This is a genomic window from Streptomyces sp. NPDC093544 (assembly GCF_040683495.1).
Lineage (GTDB): Bacteria > Actinomycetota > Actinomycetes > Streptomycetales > Streptomycetaceae > Streptomyces.
Map to the genome: position 1 here is coordinate 290,854 of NZ_JBFBEA010000003.1, position 19,778 is coordinate 310,631.

A 19,778-nucleotide genomic window follows, 5' to 3' on the forward strand; every position below is an offset into this window, starting at 1 on the left:
GTACGACGGAGGGCCGGGCCACCCGAAGGTGACCCGGCCCTCAAATGCTCTGTGCCGGCAGCCTCAGACGAGGTTGACCGACCGCGCCGACGTCGCCCCGATTTCGTCGGCCACCTCGGTCAGCACGTTCTGCGGAACCGTGTCGTCCACGGTGAGGACCGCGAGGGCCTCCCCGCCGGCGACCGCGCGCGCGACCTGCATGCCGGCGATGTTGATGCCCGCCTCGCCGAAGATCCGGCCGACGGTGCCGACGACACCGGGACGGTCCTCGTAGCCCAGCACGACCATGTGGTCGGCGAGCGCGAGGTCCACGTCGTACTCACCGACGGCGACGATCTTCTGCAGGTTCTTGGGACCGGCCAGCGTGCCGGAGACCGAGACCTCCTGGCCGTCGCTGAGCGTGCCGCGCACGGCGACGACATTGCGGTGGTCCGGGGACTCCGAGCTCGTGGTCAGCCGGACCTCGACCCCACGCTCCTGCGCGAAGAGCGGGGCGTTGACGTACGACACGGTCTCGTCGACGACGTCCTCGAACACGCCCTTCAGAGCGCTGAGTTCGAGCACCTTGACGTCGTGCTGGGTGATCTCGCCGTACACCTCGACGTCGAGACGGACCGCGACCTCGCCCGCGAGGGCGGTGAAGATGCGGCCGAGGTTCTCGGCGAGCGGCAGGCCCGGCTTGACGTCCTCGGCGATGACACCGCCCTGCACGTTCACCGCGTCCGGGACCAGCTCACCGGCGAGCGCGAGGCGCACCGAGCGGGCGACGGAGACACCGGCCTTCTCCTGCGCCTCGTCCGTGGAGGCACCGAGGTGCGGGGTGCAGACGACCTCGTCGAGCTCGAAGAGCGGGGAGTCGGTGCAGGGCTCCTTCGAGTACACGTCGAGGCCGGCGCCCGCGACGCGGCCCTCCTTGAGCGCCGAGTACAGCGCGACCTCGTCGACGATCCCGCCACGAGCGGCGTTCACGATCCGCACCGACGGCTTGACCTTGTGCAGTGCCTCGTCGCCGATGAGACCGAGGGTCTCGGGGGTCTTGGGCAGGTGCACGGTGATGAAGTCGGAGACTTCGAGGAGCTCGTCCAGCGTCAGGACCTTCACGCCCATCTGCGCGGCCCGGGCAGGCTGGACGTAGGGGTCGTAGGCGACGACCTTCATGCCGAACGCCGACATGCGCTGCGCGACGAGGGCGCCGATGCGGCCGAGGCCGACGACACCGAGGGTTTTCTCGGCGAGCTCGACACCTGTGTACTTGCTGCGCTTCCACTCGCCGTTCTTCAGCGCCGTGTTGGCCTGCGGAATGTGGCGCGCGGTGGCAAGGAGCAGACCGCAGGCGAGCTCGGCGGCGGTCACGATGTTCGAGGTGGGGGCGTTGACGACCATGACGCCGGCCTTGGTGGCGGCGGAGACGTCGACGTTGTCCAGGCCGACGCCGGCTCGTGCGACGACCCTCAGCTTCTTCGCGGCCGCGACGGCCTCCGCGTCGACCTTCGTTGCCGAGCGGATCAGGATCGCGTCGACATCGGCGATGGCGGGCAGCAGCTCGGCGCGGTCCGCGCCGTTGCAGTGCCGGATCTCGAAGTCGGGGCCCAGGGCGTCGACGGTCGCGGGCGACAGCTCTTCAGCGATGAGTACGACGGGTTTCGATGACGCAGTGCTCACGTGAGTCCTCACAGGTCCAATGCGGACGGCCGTCCCGACGGCCGCATGCGGTGGAGGGTTGTCAGCGGATCCGGGGAAGTGCACTTACCCGGCGTCGCCTAGCCGCGTGGAAGACGCACGACGCTGTGGGCCTGACGCGTTGTTGATGTGCAGCAGTGTAGTGGCGCCGACCGGGCCGCCTTACGCCTCCGCGGAAGGATCACCCGTCCGTGGCTGGACGGGATGGACAACGCCGTGTTTCCAGGCGTTACCGGCGGTTCACGGAAAGGGTCGGAGCAGCCCGCTCCGACCCCTTCCGCGTACGGCTTACGCGTCGTCGTCGCTGACCCACGACATGAGCTTGCGGAGCTCCTTGCCGGTGGTCTCCAGGAGGGACTTCTCGTCCTGGCTCTTGTACTCGTTGTACTTCTTCAGACCGCCGTGGTACTCGGCCATCCACTCACGGGCGAAGGTCCCGTCCTGGATCTCGGCGAGGATCTTCTTCATCTCGGCCTTGGTGGCGTCCGTGATGATGCGCGGGCCGGTGACGTAGTCGCCCCACTCCGCGGTCTCGGAGACGGACCAGCGCATCTTCTCCAGGCCGCCCTCGTACATGAGGTCGACGATGAGCTTCAGCTCGTGGAGGCACTCGAAGTACGCGATCTCCGGCTGGTAGCCGGCCTCGGTCAGCGTCTCGAAGCCCGCCTTGACCAGCGCCGCGGTGCCACCGCAGAGGACGGCCTGCTCACCGAACAGGTCGGTCTCGGTCTCCTCGGTGAAGGTCGTCTTGATGACGCCGGCGCGGGTGCCGCCGATGCCCTTCGCGTACGACAGCGTCAGCGGGAAGGCCTTGCCGGTCGCGTCCTGCTCGACGGCCGCGATACACGGAACGCCGCGGCCCTCCTCGTACTGCCGGCGGACCAGGTGGCCCGGGCCCTTCGGGGCGACCATGCAGACGTCGATGCCGGCCGGCGGCTTGATGAAGTCGAAGCGGATGTTCAGGCCGTGGCCGAAGAACAGCGCGTCGCCCTCCTTGAGGTTGTCCTTGATGGACTCCTCGTAGACCTGCGCCTGGATCGGGTCCGGCACCAGGATCATGATGACGTCGGCCTCGGCGGCGGCCTCGGCGGGAGTCACCACGCGCAGGCCCTGCTCCTCGGCCTTGGCCTTGGACTTGGAGCCCTCGTGCAGACCGACGCGGACGTCGACGCCGGAGTCGCGCAGCGACAGCGCGTGGGCGTGGCCCTGGCTGCCGTAGCCGATGACCGCGACCTTGCGGCCCTGGATGATGGACAGGTCGGCGTCGTCGTCGTAGAACAGCTCGGCCACTGGGGTTCTCCTTGGTGTGCGGTGTCGCGTCCCACCGTACGGCGGGCGGGGTGAGGGAAGTTTTCGGGTCTCGGTATACGGGCGGCCGACGATCGCCGGCCGCCCGTTTCAAGCCTCAGGCAGACCGGTCAAGGGCGCGCAGCGACCGGTCGGTGATCGAGCGCGCGCCGCGGCCGATCGCGATCGTGCCGGACTGGACGAGCTCCTTGATGCCGAACGGCTCCAGCATCTTGAGCATGGCCTCCAGCTTGTCGCTGCCGCCGGTGGCCTCGATGGTGACGGCCTCCGGGGAGACGTCGACGGTCTTGGCGCGGAACAGCTGGACGATCTCGACGATCTGGGAGCGCGTCTCGTTGTCGGCGCGCACCTTCACCAGAACCAGTTCGCGCTGAACGGCGGAGGCGTGCTCCAGCTCGACGATCTTCAGGACGTTGACGAGCTTGTTGAGCTGCTTGGTGACCTGTTCGAGGGGCAGCGCCTCGATCACGTTCACCACGATCGTGATGCGGGAGATCTCCGGGTGCTCGGTGACACCGACGGCGAGCGAGTCGATGTTGAAGCCGCGGCGCGAGAACAGGGCGGTGATCCTGGCGAGGACACCTGGCTTGTTCTCGACGAGGACGGAGAGGGTGTGCTTGCTCATGGGTCTGACTCGGCTCTCTCTCAGTCGTCTTCGTTGTCGCCGAAGTCGGGGCGGACGTCCCGGGCGAACATGACCTCGTCGTTGGAGGTGCCGGCGGCGACCATCGGCCACACCATCGCGTCCTCGTGGACGATGAAGTCGACCACGACCGGACGGTCGTTGATCGAGTTCGCCTCCTCGATCACCTTGTCGAGGTCGTCCGGGGACTCGCAGCGGATCGCGTAGCAGCCCATGGCCTCCGACAGCTTCACGAAGTCGGGGACGCGGGTGCCGGCACTCGGCTCCTTGCCGCTCGCCTCGGGACCCGAGTGCAGCACGGTGTTGGAGTAGCGCTGGTTGTAGAAGAGGGTCTGCCACTGGCGGACCATCCCGAGGGCGCCGTTGTTGATGATGGCGACCTTGATCGGGATGTTGTTCAGGGCGCAGGTGGTGAGTTCCTGATTGGTCATCTGGAAACAGCCGTCGCCGTCGATCGCCCAAACCGTACGGTCCGGGCGGCCGGCCTTGGCGCCCATCGCGGCCGGGACCGCGTAGCCCATCGTTCCGGCGCCGCCGGAGTTCAGCCAGGTCGCGGGCTGCTCGTACTGGACGTAGTGCGCGGCCCACATCTGGTGCTGGCCGACGCCCGCCGCGAAGATCGTTCCCTCCGGGGCGAGTTGGCCGATGCGCTCGATGACCTGCTGCGGGGCGAGCGAGCCGTTGTCGGGCTGTTCGTAGCCGAGCGGGTAGGCCTTGCGCCAGCGGCTGAGGTCCTTCCACCAGGCGCTGTAATCGCCGATGCGGCCCTCGCTGTGCTCCTTCTGCACGGCCTGGATCAGGTCGGCGATGACCTCGCGGGCGTCACCGACGATCGGCACGTCGGCGGCGCGGTTCTTGCCGATCTCCGCGGGGTCGATATCGGCGTGGACGATCTTGGCGTACGGGGCGAAGCTGTCCAGCTTGCCGGTGACGCGGTCGTCGAAGCGGGCTCCGAGGGCGACGATCAGGTCGGCCTTCTGCAACGCGGTGACGGCGGTGACCGCACCGTGCATGCCCGGCATTCCCACGTGCAGCTCGTGACTGTCGGGGAATGCGCCGAGCGCCATCAGGGTGGTGGTGACGGGCGCTCCGGTGAGTTCGGCGAGGACCTTCAGCTCGGCGGTGGCGTTCGCCTTGAGGACGCCACCTCCGACGTAGAGGACGGGCCGCTTCGCGGCGGTGATCAGCTTGGCGGCCTCGCGGATCTGCTTGGCGTGCGGCTTGGTCACCGGGCGGTAGCCGGGCAGGTCCTGGGTGGGCGGCCACTGGAAGGTGGTCTGCGCCTGGAGGGCGTCCTTGGCGATGTCGACGAGGACGGGTCCGGGGCGGCCGGTGGAGGCGATGTGGAAGGCCTCCGCGATCGTCCGCGGGATGTCCTCGGCCTTGGTCACCAGGAAGTTGTGCTTGGTGATCGGCATCGTGATACCGACGATGTCCGCCTCCTGGAAGGCGTCCGTGCCGATCGCCTTGGACGCGACCTGCCCGGTGATCGCCACGAGCGGCACCGAGTCCATGTGCGCGTCGGCGATCGGCGTCACCAGGTTGGTGGCGCCGGGGCCGCTGGTCGCCATGCAGACGCCGACCTTGCCGGTGGCCTGCGCGTAACCGGTGGCCGCGTGACCTGCGCCCTGCTCGTGACGGACGAGCACGTGCCGCACGCGCTTGGAGTCCATCAGCGGGTCGTAGGCCGGAAGGATCGCGCCGCCGGGAATGCCGAATACCGTGTCGGCCCCGACTTCCTCAAGAGAACGGATGAGGGACTTCGCACCCGTCACCTGCTCGGGCGCGGACTGCTGTCCTCCGGATCGGGGCCGCGGCTGCGGATGGTGGGCCCCGGTGGCCTGCTCGGTCATCGGCATTCTCTTCTCGATGCTGAGGGTTTTTGCGAAGTTTGTACGGTGTACGACTGGTGCCAGTGCAACAAAAAACCCCTCGTGCCGTGAGGCAAGCGAGGGGAGCGCGCCGGTGCGATCGCTGGGGATTCCGGTTCTGTCGATCCGGTGGGTCCCAGCTCAGCCGACGCGCTTTCCAAGTACGAGAATTCGGGTGCGCATGGCATTGACCCTCCCCCCGGCACGCACCGACTGTCAAGTGGGTGGGACGGGAGTCTCATTATGTGAGCGGAGGACGGTCCCGCCTCCATAGACAGCGGGCACACCACCGGTGTACACCCCCGCACCGCCACCGCCCGCGAACACGGGCTCGACAGGCCCGTGCGGCACCGGGTAGTGGCCCATGGACAGCGCTCTGCGCAGCCGGTACTCGTCCAGCGGCGCGGAGAACGCCATGCCCTGCCCATGGGTGCAGCCCATCGCGCGCAGGGCGATGACCTGCTCCGGGAGGTCCACGCCGTCGGCCACGGACTGCAGCCCGAGGTCGGTGGCGATCCGCAGCAGCCCGCTGGTGATCTTGTGCAGCCGCGCGGACTCGACGACACCCTCGACGAGGTCCCTGTCCAGTTTCAGTACGTCCACAGGGAGCCTTCTCAGCGCCGTGATGGCGGCATAGCCGCTGCCGAAGCCGTCCAAGGCGATCCGGACGCCGAGCCGCCGCAGCGCGTTCAGCCGGCGCTCCAGCTCGTCCAGGGAGGCCCGGGGGTCGGTGTCGGACAGCTCGATGATCAGGGCACCGGAGGGGAGCCCGTGCCGGGTCAGCAGGGCCTCCACGGAGCCGAGGGGCCCGGAGCGGTCCAGCAGGCGCCGGGCGTTCATCCGGACGGCGACAGGCAGCATGACGCCGGTGGCGGCACGCTCGGCGGCCTGCTCGACGGCCTCCTGGAGCAGCCAGCGGCCCAGCTCCGCGGTCCTGTCGCTGTCCTCGGCGACGCGCAGGAACTCCGCGGGCGTGAACAGCACGCCCTGGGAGGACCGCCAGCGTGCCTGGGCGGTGACCGTCGCGATCCGACCGGTGTCGAGCGAGACCACCGGCTGATGCAGCAGCGTGAACTCGCCGTCCTGCAACGCGGAGCGCAGCCTTGTCGCCAACTCCGCCCTGCGTACGACGTCCTGCTGCATCTGGGGCGCGTACAACTCGACGCGGCCCTTGCCCGCCGCCTTGGCGCGGTACATGGCGAGGTCGGCGTTTCTCAGCAACTCGCCCGCGCCCAGACCCGGTTCGGCGAAGCCGACGCCGATGGACGCGGCGACCCGGACATCGTTGCCGTCGATGGTGTAGGGCTGCGAGAGCGTGAGCCTCAGGCGGTCGGCGAGCTCGAGGATCTGGTGCTCTCGGGCGGTGCGGTCACGGGTGCCGTCGCCGACGATGAGCGCCGCGAACTCGTCGCCGCCGAGGCGGGCGGCGGTGTCGCCGTGCCGTACGGAGTCCTGGAGTCTGCGGGCGGCCTGGACGAGGAGTTCGTCACCGGCCTGGTGCCCGATCGTGTCGTTGACCGCCTTGAAGCCGTCGAGGTCGATGAACAGGACGGCGGTGCCGCGGTCGGAGGAGCGACGACCGGAGAGCGCCTGCTGGACGCGCCGGGTGAACAGGGCTCGGTTGGGCAGGTCGGTGAGCGGGTCGTGCTCGGCGTTGTGCTGTAACTGCGCCTGGAGACGCACCCGTTCGGTCACGTCACGGCTGTTGAAGATGAGGCCGCCGTGGTGCCGGTTGACCGTGGACTCCACGTTCAGCCAGCCGCCGTCGCCCGATCTGAAGCGGCACTCGATGCGGGTCGTGGGCTCCTCGATGTGACTCGCGGCCAGGAAGCGGCGTACTTCGTGGACCACACAGCCGAGGTCCTCGGGGTGGATGAGCGAGGCGAGTTCGGAACCCACGAGATCGTCGGCGTCCCGTCCGTAGACTCCGGCGGCGGCCGGACTGACGTATCTCAGAATGCCGTTCGGAGCTGCGATCATGATGACGTCGCTTGAGCCCTGCACCAGGGAGCGGAAGTGGTTCTCCTTCTGGGCCAGTTCCTGGGTGAGGGTGATGTTGTCGAGGAGCATGATGCCCTGGCGGACGACGAGGGCGAGCACGACGAGACCGGCGGTGATGAGCACCACGCGGTCGACATTGCGACCGTTCAGAACGTTGTAGAGGATCCCCAAGGTGCAGACCGCGGCGGCCAGATAGGGCGTGAGCGCGGCCAGTGATCCGGCGATGGGACGGGTGGCCGGATATCGGCTGTGACCCGTGCCGTGGCCGTCGCTGTGCCCTCCACCGGGGAGGGGCACGTGCACCTGTGCTCCCGGGTGCCCCTGCCGCCCCTCCTGCCGCTGCCCCGGGATGTGCTCGTGCACCACGCGCGCGTGCCCGTCGGTGTCATGCCGCTCTGCGCCCGGCTGACCGTGCTTGGGCGCGACCCAGGGGGCGTACGCGAGGAGCAGCGAGCCGGCGAACCAGCCCGCGTCGAGGAGTTGTCCCGAGCGGTAGTCGTTGTGCAGCAGGGGTGAGGTGAACAGGGCGTCGCACATCACGGTCAGGGCGAGCGCGCCGACCGCGGTGTTCACCGCGGAGCGGTTCACCGACGAGCGCCGGAAGTGCAGCGCGAGCACCATGCTGACCAGCGCGATATCCAGCAGCGGGTACGCCAGTGACAGCGCGGTGTGCGCGACGCTCGGCCCGTCGAACTTCGCCGCCTGGGCGAGTGCGAGACTCCAGGACAGCGTCAGCAACGAGCCGCCGATCAGCCAGGAGTCGAGCGCCAGGCAGACCCAACCCGCCTTTGTCACGGGCCTCTTGGCGAGCACGAGCAGTCCCACGATGGCGGGCGGCGCGAAGCAGAGGAAGAACACGTCGGCGAAACTGGGGCTGGGCATGGGGCGGTCGAGGACGACCTCGTACCATCCCCAGACGGCGTTGCCCAGGCATGCCATGGCGGAGGAGAGCGCGAACAGCAGCCAGGCGGGTCGAAAACGGCTGCGGCGGCTCTGACCGTAGCGGAAGCAGGAGACCGCGGCGGCGCCCGCGGCGGCGCTCAGTCCGAAGTCACCCATGAAGAGCGCGAGGCTCACGGAGCCCCAGCCGAGCGCGGAACCGACGGCGTATCCCGCGCACACCAGGGCCAGTACGAGTTGCGAGACCAGGCCTGTCCCGCCACCGAGCACCGGCCGACGGGTCAGCAGCGCTCCGGGGGAACTCACCGGGCCCACCCGGTCCGCGCCCCGGGGTCCCGCCGGTCCGCGTGCGCATGCCTCCGGCGGCCGCTGGGCCTGCGGTGGTGATGGCCACCCTGGCAACTGTGACCGCATTGCCCGCGTCTCCGCGTGGCCGCGCGCCAGGGTCGTCGGCGGCGGCCCCGCCGCGTCGGATCGTTGGTCCATAGGCCGTGCATCGCCCGTCGCCCCCCTCGCAGTCCGAATGTCCATCCCGCCGCCGAACGGTGCACGGCGCAGCCCCAGTCGGGACGATACACCAGTCTCGTCACTCAGGGACATAGTTCCTCTACGCTCCGTGACGACCAGGGAGTTTGTCGGCACTGCCCGCATTCGGAGAACTGCGGAGGGTGTCAAAAGCGGACGGGGAGCGAACGCGAGATGGCCCGCACGCCCGTGGTGAACGGACCTGCGCGCCCGTTGTGAACAGACCCACGCGCCCGTTGCGAGCGGCGCTAGGCGCCCGTCATGACGTGGCCTGCGCGCTCGTCGTAAGCACCACGTTCCGCAGCGGCTCCCGGTTCACAAAACGGTTCAACTGGGCGACCAGGAGCCGCTTGGCGCGCGGCAGGAACGCGGACGTAGGTCCGCCGACATGGGGGCTGATGAGCACGCCGGGCGCCTGCCACAACGGGTGCCCCTGGGGCAGCGGTTCGGGGTCGGTGACATCGAGGGCCGCGGTGATACGGCCGCTCTCCAGCTCGGCGAGGAGCGCCTTGGTGTCGACGACGGGACCGCGGGCGACGTTCACCAGGAGGGCGCCGTCCTTCATGTGGGAGAGAAAGTCCGCGTTCACCAGGCCGCGGGTGGTCTCGTTGAGAGGCGTGGACAGGACGACGACGTCGGCCTCGGGCAGCAGGGCGGGCAGTTCGGCGAGTGCGTGCACAGGGCCGCGCTCCGTGGTGCGCGCGGAGCGCGCGACGCGCGCCACCCGCGCGACCTCGAAGGCAGTGAGCCGGTCCTCGATGGCGGACCCGATCGACCCGTAGCCCACGATGAGTACGGACTTGTCGGCCAGCGCCGGGTGGAACCCCGACTTCCACTCCCCCTTGTCCTGCGCTCGCACGAAGGCGGGGATGCCCCGCAGCGAGGCGAGGATCAGCGCGAGGGCAAGCTCGCCGGTGCTCGCCTCGTGCACCCCGCGCGCGTTGCACAACTGCACGCCGGCGGGCAGGACTTCGAGGCTCGGCAGGACGTGGTCGACACCGGCGGAGAGCGTCTGCAGAACCCGTACCGAGGTCATTTCGGACATCGGCCGCTGCGAGACGGCGGGCGGCTTCATGTAGGGCACGACATAGAACTCGCAATCGGCCGGATCCGAAGGAAACTCCTGGTCACCATTCCAGTAGCGGTAGTTGAGGCCCTCGGGAAGCCCGTCGATCTCCTCGGCGCGAAGGGGAAGCCATACGTCTGAAGTCATGCTCAAGAGGCTATGTCAGGCGCCGGGACGCACAGAGGTTAGGTTGGGGTGCCAGAAGAGGGAGGGTTACGGCCAGGTGGAGCGCAGGACGGTCGGGGCGGCGGCGCTCGGCGTGGGAGCGATCGGGCTCGGGTGCATGCCGATGAGCTGGGCGTACACCGGTTCGCGGCAGCGCGGTGAGGAGTCGCTCCGTGCGGTGCACGCGGCGCTCGACCGGGGTTCGACGCTGCTCGACACGGCCGACATGTACGGCCCCTTCACCAACGAGCTGCTGCTGGGGCGCGTGCTGAAGGAGCGGCGCTCCGAGGCCTTCGTGTCGACCAAGGTCGGCCTGCTGGTGGGCGAACAGCACATCGTGGCCAACGGCCGCCCTGGCTATGTGAAGCGGGCGTGCGACGCCTCGCTGCGCCGGCTCCAGACGGACGTGATCGATCTCTACCAGCTGCACCGCGCGGACCCCGAGATTCCCGTCGAGGAGACCTGGGGTGCGATGGCGGAGCTGGTGACGGCCGGAAAGGTGCGCTCGCTCGGGCTGTGCGCGGTGGGTGCGCGCTCCGCCCGCCGCTCGGGGGCACGGCTGCACGACGGAACGATCAGGCAGCTGGAGCGGGTGCAGCAGGTCTTCCCGGTGAGCGCCGTGGAGGCCGAGCTGTCGGTGTGGTCCACGGAGGCGCTGGACGCGCTGCTGCCGTGGTGCGCGGCCCGCGGGGTCGGCTTCCTGGCGGCGATGCCCCTCGGCAACGGCTTCCTGACCGGCACACTGACCCCCGGCGAGGGCTTCGAGCCCGACGACGTCCGCGCCCGGCACCCCCGCTTCACCGCCGAGATGATGGCCTCGAACCAGCCGATCGTCGTCGGCCTGCGACGCGTCGCCCGGCGGCACGGGTCCCACGAGCACGCTGTCACGCCCGCGCAGGTGGCGCTGGCCTGGGTGCTGGCGCAGGGGCGGCACGTGGTGCCGGTGCCGGGGGCCAAGCGGGAGCGGTGGGTCGCGGAGAACGCGGGGGCGGCCGGGCTGGGACTGACGGCGGAGGATCTGGCGGAGGTGGCGGGGTTGCCGGGGGCGCAGGGATCCTGGGAGTAGGCCGCGCTGCCGGAGGCCCTGGCGAATAGCCGGAGCGCCTGGCGGACAACCGGAGCGCCTGGCGGACAACCGGGCGTACCTGGCGATCAGTACGTGGCCATGAGTCACGTGGCCGGATTTGTTTGTCCGTGATCGGGAACTCGTGGGACGCGAGCGGTGTATGAACAGTAGAACCGCCGCGTCGAAGGGACTCCATGATCGTGCAACGACGAGTGGTGACGGCCGTGTTGGCCGCGGCCGCGCTTCTGGTGACGTCCGGCTGTTCCTCCGACGACGGAGGGACGGCGGACGGCGGCGGGAGCACGTCGCCGAGCAGCAGTGACGGCGGCAGTACGGAGCCGGGGGCCTCGTCCTCCGAGCAGGCCGCCGAGGAGACACCGCCCGCCAAGGGCTCGGTGAAGGTCGTGCGTACCGTCACCGAGGACCTCGATTCCCCCTGGGGCCTGGCACCGCTGCCCGAGGGCGACCTGCTGGTGTCCTCCCGGGACGAGGGGACGATCACGCGGGTCGACGGGGAGAGCGGCAAGAAGACGGAGCTGGGCGAGGTGTCCGGGGTGGCCCCCGAGGGAGAGGGCGGCCTCCTGGGGATCGCGCTCTCCCCCGACTACGCCTCGGACCATCTGGTCTACGCGTACTTCACCACGGTGTCGGACAATCGCATCGTCCGCATGCTGTACGACGAGAACAAGCCGTCCGGGGACCAGCTGGGCTCGCCGGACACGATCTTCAAGGGCATCCCCAAGGGGTACATCCACAACGGCGGCCGGATCGCCTTCGGCCCGGACAAGATGCTGTACGCGGGGGCGGGTGAGACGGGTCAGACGGGTCTGGCCCAGGACACCAAGTCGCTGGGCGGCAAGATCCTCCGGATGACCCCGGAGGGCGAGCCGGCGCCGGGCAATCCGTTCGACAACTCGGTCGTCTACTCGTACGGGCATCGCAACGTCCAGGGCCTCGCCTGGGACGACAAGCAGCGGCTGTGGGCCGCCGAGTTCGGCCAGGACACCTGGGACGAGCTGAACCAGATCAAGCCGGGCGGGAACTACGGCTGGCCGGTGGTCGAGGGCGAGAGCGACAATTCCAAGTATCTGAACCCGATCGCCCAGTGGCACACGGACGACGCCTCCCCCAGCGGCATCGCCTACGCGGAGGGCTCCATCTGGATGGCGGGTCTCAAGGGCGAACGACTGTGGCGCATCCCCCTGGACGGCACCAAGGCCTCCGCCGACCCGCAGTCCTTCCTGGAGGGTGACTACGGCCGCCTGCGGACGGTGGTTTCCGCCGGCGGCGACAAGCTCTGGCTGGTGACGAGCGAGACGGACGGGCGGGGCAGCCCCGGGGCGGGGGACGACAGGATTCTGGAGCTGGAGGTGACGTGATTGCGAAGCTTGGAGGTGACGTGATTGCGGAGCTGAAGATGCCGTGATGGGCCGCTCAGTCCTCGTCGGGCTCCTCGGCGTCCGTGGCTTCCGTCGCGTCCGTGGCTTCCGTCGCGTCCACGGCGTCCGTGGCCTCCGTCGCGTCCACGGCCTCCGTGGCCTCCGTCGCGTCCACGGCCTCCGTGGCCTCCGTCGCGTCCACGGCCGGGCTCTGAGAAGTCGCCGGTTCGGGCACCGGTGGTCGTACGACCACCTTGCCCGAGGACAGGTCTATGGGGCCGCGGCCGGGGTCACCGTCGTTCAGGTCCACCCGGCTCAGTTCCAGGCGCTTGCGTTCGTCGTTGGTGTGCTTGCGGCCTGGTGCGAACAGCTCCTCGAACATGTTGAACACGGCGCCTCCCTCGGCCCGGATCCCCTACAGCGTAAACCTCAGCCCACAGCCTGGGCGGCGGGGGTCTCGGGCGGGAACAACCGCAGGCGGTGGGCCATGGCCGCCGCCTCGCCACGGCCGGATACGCCCAGCTTGGCGAGGATGTTCGACACATGGACGCTGGCCGTCTTGGGGGAGATGAAGAGTTCCTCGGCGATCCGGCGGTTGCTGCGGCCTGCGGCGACGAGGCGCAGGACATCGCGCTCACGGCTGGTGAGGCCGAGTGCGACCGCGGGGTCTACAGGGGCCGGGGCGGACGGCTCGGAGGCGCGGCCCAGGACAAGGCGGGCCCGCTGGGCGAGCAGCGCGACGGCGTCGGCGAGCGGGCGCGCGCCGAGGTGGTCGGCGGCGGCCCGGGCCAGGCGGAGGAGTTCGGTGGCGCGGGCACGGTCGTCGTCGTCCGTGCCCGAGGCGAGCAGGGCATCGGCGAGGCGATGGCGGACGCGGGCGAGGTCGTAGGGGCGCTCCAGGGGTTCGAAGGCGGTGACCACCTCGCACCAGTCCTGCGGGGCGGTCACCCCCTCGGCGCGGCGGAGCTCGGCGCGCACCCACTCCTCGTACGCGAGCCAGAGGGGCGCGCCGGTTACCAGGGACTTGGCGGCCGAGCGGAGGTGTTCCACCGTCTCGGCGCGGCCCGCCTCGGCGACGGGCAGCCCGCGGGCGTCGGCCTCCGCGGTGGCGGCGGCGAGCAGCAGCGGCCAACCGTAGCGCTGGGTGCCGGGCGGGAAGCCCACGCTCAGGCCCTCCTCCAGGGCGGCGCGGGCGTCGAGGATGCGGCCTTCGGCGGCGGCGATACCGATCGCGGTGCTCAGCAACGGGAGAGCGTGCTGGGGCATGGGGTCGTGGGTGCCGAAGTGGGCGCGGGTGGCTGTCAGTCGACGTCCCGACTCGGCGAGATCACCTCGGGCCAGCGCGAGTTGGGACAGCCGGATGGTGCCGACGCCGGACGCCTTGCCGCTGAGCCCGATGCGTAGCGCCTTCCCTGCGGCCTCGACGGCCTCGTCCCACTGCCCGAGCGAGTCGAGCGACTCCGAGAAGTTGCCCCAGACATAGGCCTCGGTGTCCAACAGGCCCTTTCTCTTGGCGAGTTCAACGCCCTCTCGCAGGACCGAGACTGCCTCGCGAGAGCGGCCCAGCGACTCCAGATGGGAGGGCAGGTTGATGTGGACCCGGCCCACGACGAGGGAGGCGCCGTGCCGGTTCACCCGCTCCTTGACCTCGTACAGCTCCGCGAGGCCCGCCTCGATGTCGCCGGCGTCGACCATCAGGCCGCCGAGTGTGAGCCGGGCGTTCAGCTCGATGTCGCGGGCGCCGACCATGCGCGCGTACTCCACGGCGCGCTCGGCGGCGGAGAAGGCCCCGGGTCCCGGTTCGTGCAGCATGCACCAGGCGGCGACGTTGGACAGGACGTCGGCGTGCACCTCCGACGGGGGCAGGCCGCGTACCAGTTCCTGGGCGGTGCCGAGTTCCTGCCAGCCGTCGCCGCGGGCCTGCGCCTGGACCAGGCGGGATCGCTGGACCCAGAACCACGCCGCGCGCAGTGGATCGCCCTCGTCCTCCAGGAGGTGCAGCGCCCGCTTGGTGATCTTCAGGGCGCGCTCGCGCTCCCCGCACAGCCGGCCCGCGACGGCTGCCTCCGCCATCAGGTCGAGATAGCGCAGGGGTGTGTTCGCCGGGTCGCAGCCGCTGGGGGTCCCCCCACGCCTTTCAGGCAGTGGGGGAGGATAGACCTCCACGTAGTCGACGGGGCGCAGGTCGGCCCGTACGGCGTCGGAGGCGACGTCCCACAGCTCCATCGCCCGCTCCAGGAGCCGCAGTTGCTCGGAGTGGGCGTGGCGGCAGCGAGCCTCGACCGAGGCGTCGAGGACGGCGGGGAGGGCCTTGGCCGCGTCATGGGCGTGGTACCAGTAGCTGGCCAGGCGGGTGAGGCGCTCGTCGGCCGGTACGAGCGTCGGGTCGGCCTCCAGGGCTTCGGCGTAGCGCCGGTTGAAGCGGGAGCGTTCGCCGGGCAGCAGGTCGTCGCTGACGGCCTCGCGGACCAGGGAGTGGCGGAAGCGGTAGCCGTCGCCACCGGGTGAGGCGAGCAGGATGTTGGCGCCGACGGCGGCCCGCAGCGCCTCGATGAGGTCGTCCTCGGCGAGCCCGGCCACGGCGGCGAGCAGCGGGTACTCGACGGTGGAGCCGCCCTCGGCGGCGATCCGGGCGACCCGCTGGGAGCTCTCGGGCAGGCCTTCGACGCGTACCAGGAGCAGGTCGCGGAGGGTGTCCGTGAGCGCCGTACGGCAGCCCTGGTCGGAGGCGACGGCGAGTTCCTCGACGAAGAACGCGTTGCCGTCGGAGCGTTCGAAGATCTCGTCGACCTGGCCCGGGTCGGGTTCGTGGGCGAGGATCCCGGCGATCTGACGGCCGACCTCGGCTCGGCTGAAGCGGCCCAGTTCGACACGGCGGACCGTGCGGAGGCGGTCCAGCTCGGCCAGCAGGGGACGCAGCGGGTGACGGCGGTGGATGTCGTCGGCGCGGTAGGTGGCGACGACGACGAGCCGGCCGCTGCGCAGGGTGCGGAAGAGGTAGGCCAGGAGGTGACGGGTGGAGGCGTCGGCCCAGTGCAGGTCTTCGAGGGCGACGACGACCGTGCGGTTCGCCGCGACGCGTTCCAGGAGGCGGGCGGTGAGCTCGAAGAGGCGGGCCATGCCCTCCTCCTCGTACCGCCGCCCCTGGCTGGCCTCGCCCAGCTCGGGCAGCAGCCGGGCCAGTTCGTCCTCCTGACCGGCGGCAGCCGCGGTGAGCTCGTCCGGGAGGAGGCGGCGCAGGGCGCGCAGGGCCGTGGAGAAGGGGGCGAAGGGCAGTCCGTCGGCGCCGATCTCGACGCAGCCGCCGCACACGACGATCGCGCCCTCGCGTCCGGCCGAGGTGGCGAACTCTTCGATCAGGCGGGTCTTTCCGACCCCGGCCTCACCGCCGAGCAGCAACGCCTGCGGCTCGCCCGCGGCGGCGCGGGCGAGCGCGTCGTGCAGCACGCCCAGCTCCTCGGCGCGTCCGACGAACACTGGGCTGACGGACCTGGTCTCCATTGGCCCGAGCATCGCACAGCGGTCTGACAGTGCGGCACTGGTTATCGGGAGGGCGGCCGTCGATCCGGTTGCCGGGACGGCCGCCGTCAATCCCGTTGCTGGGACGGCCGCCGTCAATCCAGTTTCCAGGACAGCCGCCGTCGATCCATTTGTCACAACGGCCGCCGTCGATCCATTTGTCACGACGGCGGCCATTGATTCACTTGCCGGGACGCCGGCCCTTGGTCCGGGAGCACGGCCGACCCCTGTGCGGCCGTCCTCCCGGGGCCCGGCGGGACGGCCGACCCCTGTGCGGCCGTCCTCCCGGGGCCCGGCGGCGGCGTTCACGCGGCGCGGGCGAACCGGTGCCGGCGGTGGCGGCGGCTATGCGACTGCCCCTCCGCGTCGTTCTGTGCCGAATCGCGCGCGGCGCGGCGGGCGGCACGGCGGCTGCGGAGTGCCTCCCGAGCCAGTCGGTGGTTCTGGGCCTCGCGGATCAGCTCTGCGGAACGGATCTGCTGGAGCTCGTACTCGAACATCTTGTACCCCTCGTGAAGAGTCGGTTTCGGGCTTCGCTTGTTGCGATGCCTCAACCTTCGTCTCCAAGGGGGGTGCGCCACATCGGGAGAGTTCCGCATCTTGAGCGCACGAAGGGCCTTAGGTCCGCCGTACATGACGTAGGGCGGGCCTAAGGCCCCTCAGGACAGGTCGGAGAGCTGGGACAGCTCGGGAGCGAGTACTCAGCTGCTCACGGTCGGCATGGCCAGCAGGACGTCGGTGTACTTCAGGACGGCCAGCAGCAGGCCGATGATCGCGAGCGAGACACCCGCCCAGGCGACGGACTTGACCCACGTGGACTGCACCACCCGGTCGGGGTTCCCGAACAGCGGCCGGACCAGCACGCCGACGCCGACGATCAGGGCGACCAGCGCGAAGATGCCGGCGACCAGCGCGTTGGCGTTCCACGAGTTGCCGTAGACCTGCTCGATCTGGGTGGAGACGGTCGCGGTGGACGCGGTCTCCAGCTGCCCGTAGAGCGAGTCGCGCGCCTGGGCGACGGTACCGAGCCAGCCGCCGGTCAGCGAGACGAGACCCAGTGCGGCCGAGACCACAGCTGCGGCACCCAGGCCGACCCCTGAGGGGACCTTCTCGGCGACCGGCTCGGCCGGCTCCTCGTCGTCGAACCCGTCCTCGTCCTCGTCAGGGGTGCCGGCCGTGGCTTCCCCGTCGGTTTCCGTGGCCTCGTCGGCCTCGGTGGCGTCAGTGGCGTCGCTCTTGGTGACGTCCACCTTTTCCTCTTCGCTCTTCGCCTCGGCGCCGGTCTCGACCCCGGCCTCGTCAACAGTCTTGGTTCCCATACATCGCACCGTACGGATGCTGTCTGAGAGGTCTCTTAATGTTCGCGGGAATGGAAGTCGATCGTTATCGTCCGTGACGCGCGCGTGCCGCCCGCCACTCGGGGGCGAGCACCGACCAGACCTCCATGTCGCTCCGTACGCCCCGATACAGGTAGCTTTCGCGAAGTACGCCCTCCCGCGTCATGCCCAGCCGCCGCGCCACGTTCAGGCTCGGCTCGTTCGCGGGTGACGCGATCCACTCCACACGGTGCATACCGCGCTCCTCGACCGCCCAGTCGATGATGGTCCGCGCCCCGCGGGTGACGAGTCCGTGTCCGGCGGCCGCGGGTTCCAGCCAGCACCCGGCCTCGCAGGTCTGCTGCGCGGTGTCGAAAATCCTGAAGAGCAGCCCGCCGACAAGCTTCCCCTCCAGCCAGATCCCGTACAGGTGGCCCGTGTCGGCGGCGCGCTTGTCGGCGTACGCCTGGAGGAAGGCCCGCGCCGACGGGAGGTCCTTCACCGCGTCGGCCAGGGCGATGTGCCGGCCGATGAACTCGCGTCCCCGCTCCATGTGCGCCAGGAGCTCCTCGGCGTGCCAGGGCTCCAGAGGCCGCAGTTCCGCTCCGTCGTCACCCAGGGATATCGCGTACATCCTGCCGCCGCTCCTTCTCCAGTACGTCCGCCACCTCGGCGTCCGTCGCGCCGGCCAGCCTCTCATGGGCGGCGCGGCACTCGGGCGGCTCGATGCTGAGGCGCGGAAGACACTCTCTTCGGAGACGCGCTTGGGGGGATGCATCGGAATCGATGCATCCCCCCAAGGCACAAGAAAACGCGGACCTCAGCCCTCGCTGACGCCCAGCCTCTCCAGGATCAGTTCCTTGACGCGGGCCGCGTCGGCCTGGCCACGGGTGGCCTTCATGACCGCGCCGACCAGCGCGCCGACGGCCTGGAGCTTGCCGCCGCGGATCTTGTCGGCGATACCGGGGTTGCCGACGATGGCCTCGTCGACGGCGGCGGTCAGCGCACCCTCGTCGGAGACGACCTTCAGACCGCGCTTCTCGACGACCTCGTCCGGGGTGCCCTCGCCGGCGAGGACGCCTTCGATGACCTGGCGGGCCAGCTTGTCGTTCAGGGAGCCCTCGGCCACCAGGGCGGTGACGCGGGCGACCTGCGCCGGGGTGATGGGCAGGTCCTCAAGGGCCTTGCCCGACTCGTTGGCGCTGCGGGCCAGTTCGCCCATCCACCACTTGCGGGCGGACGCCGAGTCGGCGCCCTCCTCGGTGGTGGCGACGATCAGGTCGATGGCACCGGCGTTGAGGATCGACTGCATGTCGTGGGCGCCGACGCCCCACTCCTCACGCAGCCGGTTGCGGCGGGCAAGCGGCTGCTCCGGCAGACCGGCGCGCAGCTCCTCGACCCACTCACGGGACGGCGCGATGGGGACGAGGTCGGGCTCCGGGAAGTACCGGTAGTCCTCAGCCTCCTCCTTCACGCGGCCGGAGGTCGTGGACCCGGTGTCCTCGTGGAAGTGGCGGGTCTCCTGGATGATCGTGCCGCCGCTGTTGAGCACGGCGGCGTGCCGCTGGATCTCGAAGCGGGCCGCACGCTCCACGGAGCGCAGGGAGTTGACGTTCTTCGTCTCGCTCCGGGTGCCGAACTTCTCCCGGCCGTAAGGACGCAGCGACAGGTTCACGTCGCAGCGCATCTGGCCCTGCTCCATGCGGGCCTCGGAGACACCGAGCGCCTTGATGAGCTCGCGCAGCTCGGCGACGTACGCCTTGGCGACCTCGGGAGCGCGCTCGCCCGCGCCCTCGATCGGCTTGGTGACGATTTCGATGAGCGGGATGCCGGCACGGTTGTAGTCGAGAAGCGAGTGCGAGGCGCCGTGGATACGGCCGGTGGCGCCGCCGACGTGCAGCGACTTACCGGTGTCCTCCTCCATGTGGGCGCGCTCGATCTCCACGCGGAAGACCTCGCCGTCCTCCATCTGGACGTCCAGATAGCCGTTGAAGGCGATCGGCTCGTCGTACTGGGAGGTCTGGAAGTTCTTCGGCATGTCCGGATAGAAGTAGTTCTTCCGGGCGAAGCGGCACCACTCGGCGATCTCGCAGTGCAGCGCGAGGCCGATCTTGATGGCGGACTCGATGCCGATCGCGTTGACGACCGGGAGCGCGCCGGGCATGCCGAGGCAGGTCGGGCAGGTCTGCGAGTTGGGCTCGGCGCCCAGCTCGGTGGAACACCCGCAGAACATCTTGGTCTTGGTGCCGAGTTCGACATGGACTTCGAGGCCCATGACAGGGTCGTACGTCGCCAGAGCGTCCTCGTACGACACCAGTTCGTCGGTCGTGGTGGTCACG

14 protein-coding genes are annotated in these 19,778 nt (G+C 70.0%); 2 read left to right on the top strand and 12 right to left on the bottom strand.

The genetic code is table 11. The features are described from left to right. Positions 1-63: 63 nt before the first annotated feature. The 6 genes from serA to AB0N66_RS05670 form a co-directional block, all read right to left on the bottom strand. Positions 64-1,662, bottom strand: coding sequence for a phosphoglycerate dehydrogenase (gene serA, locus AB0N66_RS05645; protein WP_365429158.1), 1,599 nt, complete (start codon positions 1,660-1,662; stop codon positions 64-66). 306 nt (positions 1,663-1,968) lie between these two features. Then, the gene (gene ilvC, locus AB0N66_RS05650) at positions 1,969-2,970 is read right to left on the bottom strand and encodes a ketol-acid reductoisomerase (RefSeq protein ID WP_365429161.1); all 1,002 of its coding nucleotides are present in this window, start codon (positions 2,968-2,970) and stop codon (positions 1,969-1,971) included. 115 nt (positions 2,971-3,085) lie between these two features. Continuing rightward, on the bottom strand, positions 3,086-3,613 hold the full coding sequence (ilvN, locus tag AB0N66_RS05655; protein ID WP_365429164.1) for an acetolactate synthase small subunit: 528 nt from the start codon (positions 3,611-3,613) through the stop codon (positions 3,086-3,088). A 20-nt stretch (positions 3,614-3,633) separates the two neighbouring features. Next, the gene (locus AB0N66_RS05660; RefSeq protein WP_365429167.1) at positions 3,634-5,490 is read right to left on the bottom strand and encodes an acetolactate synthase large subunit; all 1,857 of its coding nucleotides are present in this window, start codon (positions 5,488-5,490) and stop codon (positions 3,634-3,636) included. Between the two features lie 228 nt (positions 5,491-5,718). Beyond that, positions 5,719-8,709 carry an EAL domain-containing protein gene (locus tag AB0N66_RS05665; RefSeq protein WP_365429170.1) on the bottom strand — a complete coding sequence of 997 codons (2,991 nt, stop codon included), beginning with the start codon at positions 8,707-8,709 and terminating at the stop codon, positions 5,719-5,721. A gap of 478 nt (positions 8,710-9,187) precedes the next feature. Continuing rightward, complete coding sequence (locus AB0N66_RS05670) at positions 9,188-10,141, bottom strand: 2-hydroxyacid dehydrogenase (protein ID WP_365429173.1); 954 nt, start codon at positions 10,139-10,141, stop codon at positions 9,188-9,190. 76 nt (positions 10,142-10,217) lie between these two features. On the opposite strand from AB0N66_RS05670, the gene AB0N66_RS05675 reads away from it, so the two are divergent. Further along, on the top strand, positions 10,218-11,225 hold the full coding sequence (locus tag AB0N66_RS05675; RefSeq protein ID WP_365429176.1) for an aldo/keto reductase: 1,008 nt from the start codon (positions 10,218-10,220) through the stop codon (positions 11,223-11,225). Between the two features lie 194 nt (positions 11,226-11,419). Beyond that, positions 11,420-12,604 (top strand): PQQ-dependent sugar dehydrogenase, encoded by a 1,185-nt coding sequence (locus AB0N66_RS05680; protein ID WP_365429179.1) that lies wholly within the window; start codon positions 11,420-11,422, stop codon positions 12,602-12,604. A 55-nt stretch (positions 12,605-12,659) separates the two neighbouring features. On the opposite strand, the gene AB0N66_RS05685 is transcribed toward AB0N66_RS05680, so the two are convergent. The 6 genes from AB0N66_RS05685 to gatB form a co-directional block, all read right to left on the bottom strand. Beyond that, positions 12,660-12,986, bottom strand: coding sequence for a DUF6191 domain-containing protein (locus AB0N66_RS05685; RefSeq protein WP_365429482.1), 327 nt, complete (start codon positions 12,984-12,986; stop codon positions 12,660-12,662). 47 nt (positions 12,987-13,033) lie between these two features. Continuing rightward, positions 13,034-16,117: an AAA family ATPase gene (locus AB0N66_RS05690; RefSeq protein WP_365429182.1), complete on the bottom strand. Its 3,084-nt coding sequence runs from the start codon at positions 16,115-16,117 to the stop codon at positions 13,034-13,036. A 311-nt stretch (positions 16,118-16,428) separates the two neighbouring features. Beyond that, positions 16,429-16,623: a hypothetical protein gene (locus tag AB0N66_RS05695; RefSeq protein ID WP_365429184.1), complete on the bottom strand. Its 195-nt coding sequence runs from the start codon at positions 16,621-16,623 to the stop codon at positions 16,429-16,431. Positions 16,624-16,824: 201 nt separating this feature from the next. Beyond that, positions 16,825-17,442, bottom strand: a complete 618-nt coding sequence (locus AB0N66_RS05700) for a hypothetical protein (RefSeq protein WP_365429187.1) — start codon at positions 17,440-17,442, stop codon at positions 16,825-16,827. 64 nt (positions 17,443-17,506) lie between these two features. Continuing rightward, positions 17,507-18,073 (bottom strand): GNAT family protein, encoded by a 567-nt coding sequence (locus tag AB0N66_RS05705; RefSeq protein ID WP_365429190.1) that lies wholly within the window; start codon positions 18,071-18,073, stop codon positions 17,507-17,509. Between the two features lie 186 nt (positions 18,074-18,259). Then, positions 18,260-19,777 (bottom strand): Asp-tRNA(Asn)/Glu-tRNA(Gln) amidotransferase subunit GatB, encoded by a 1,518-nt coding sequence (gene gatB, locus AB0N66_RS05710; protein ID WP_365429192.1) that lies wholly within the window; start codon positions 19,775-19,777, stop codon positions 18,260-18,262. Position 19,778: the final 1 nt, after the last annotated feature.

What these genes read in the sequence shown, in the direction of transcription:
- AB0N66_RS05680 (WP_365429179.1), top strand. Translation starts at nt 11,420, where the DNA reads ATGATCGTGCAACGACGAGTGGTGACGGCCGTGTTGGCCGCGGCCGCG.
- AB0N66_RS05660 (WP_365429167.1), bottom strand. Translation starts at nt 5,490, where the DNA reads ATGCCGATGACCGAGCAGGCCACCGGGGCCCACCATCCGCAGCCGCGG.
- AB0N66_RS05695 (WP_365429184.1), bottom strand. Translation starts at nt 16,623, where the DNA reads ATGTTCGAGTACGAGCTCCAGCAGATCCGTTCCGCAGAGCTGATCCGC.
- AB0N66_RS05670 (WP_365429173.1), bottom strand. Translation starts at nt 10,141, where the DNA reads ATGACTTCAGACGTATGGCTTCCCCTTCGCGCCGAGGAGATCGACGGG.
- AB0N66_RS05705 (WP_365429190.1), bottom strand. Translation starts at nt 18,073, where the DNA reads ATGTACGCGATATCCCTGGGTGACGACGGAGCGGAACTGCGGCCTCTG.
- AB0N66_RS05685 (WP_365429482.1), bottom strand. Translation starts at nt 12,986, where the DNA reads ATGTTCGAGGAGCTGTTCGCACCAGGCCGCAAGCACACCAACGACGAA.
- ilvN (WP_365429164.1), bottom strand. Translation starts at nt 3,613, where the DNA reads ATGAGCAAGCACACCCTCTCCGTCCTCGTCGAGAACAAGCCAGGTGTC.
- AB0N66_RS05700 (WP_365429187.1), bottom strand. Translation starts at nt 17,442, where the DNA reads ATGGGAACCAAGACTGTTGACGAGGCCGGGGTCGAGACCGGCGCCGAG.
- AB0N66_RS05690 (WP_365429182.1), bottom strand. Translation starts at nt 16,117, where the DNA reads ATGCTCGGGCCAATGGAGACCAGGTCCGTCAGCCCAGTGTTCGTCGGA.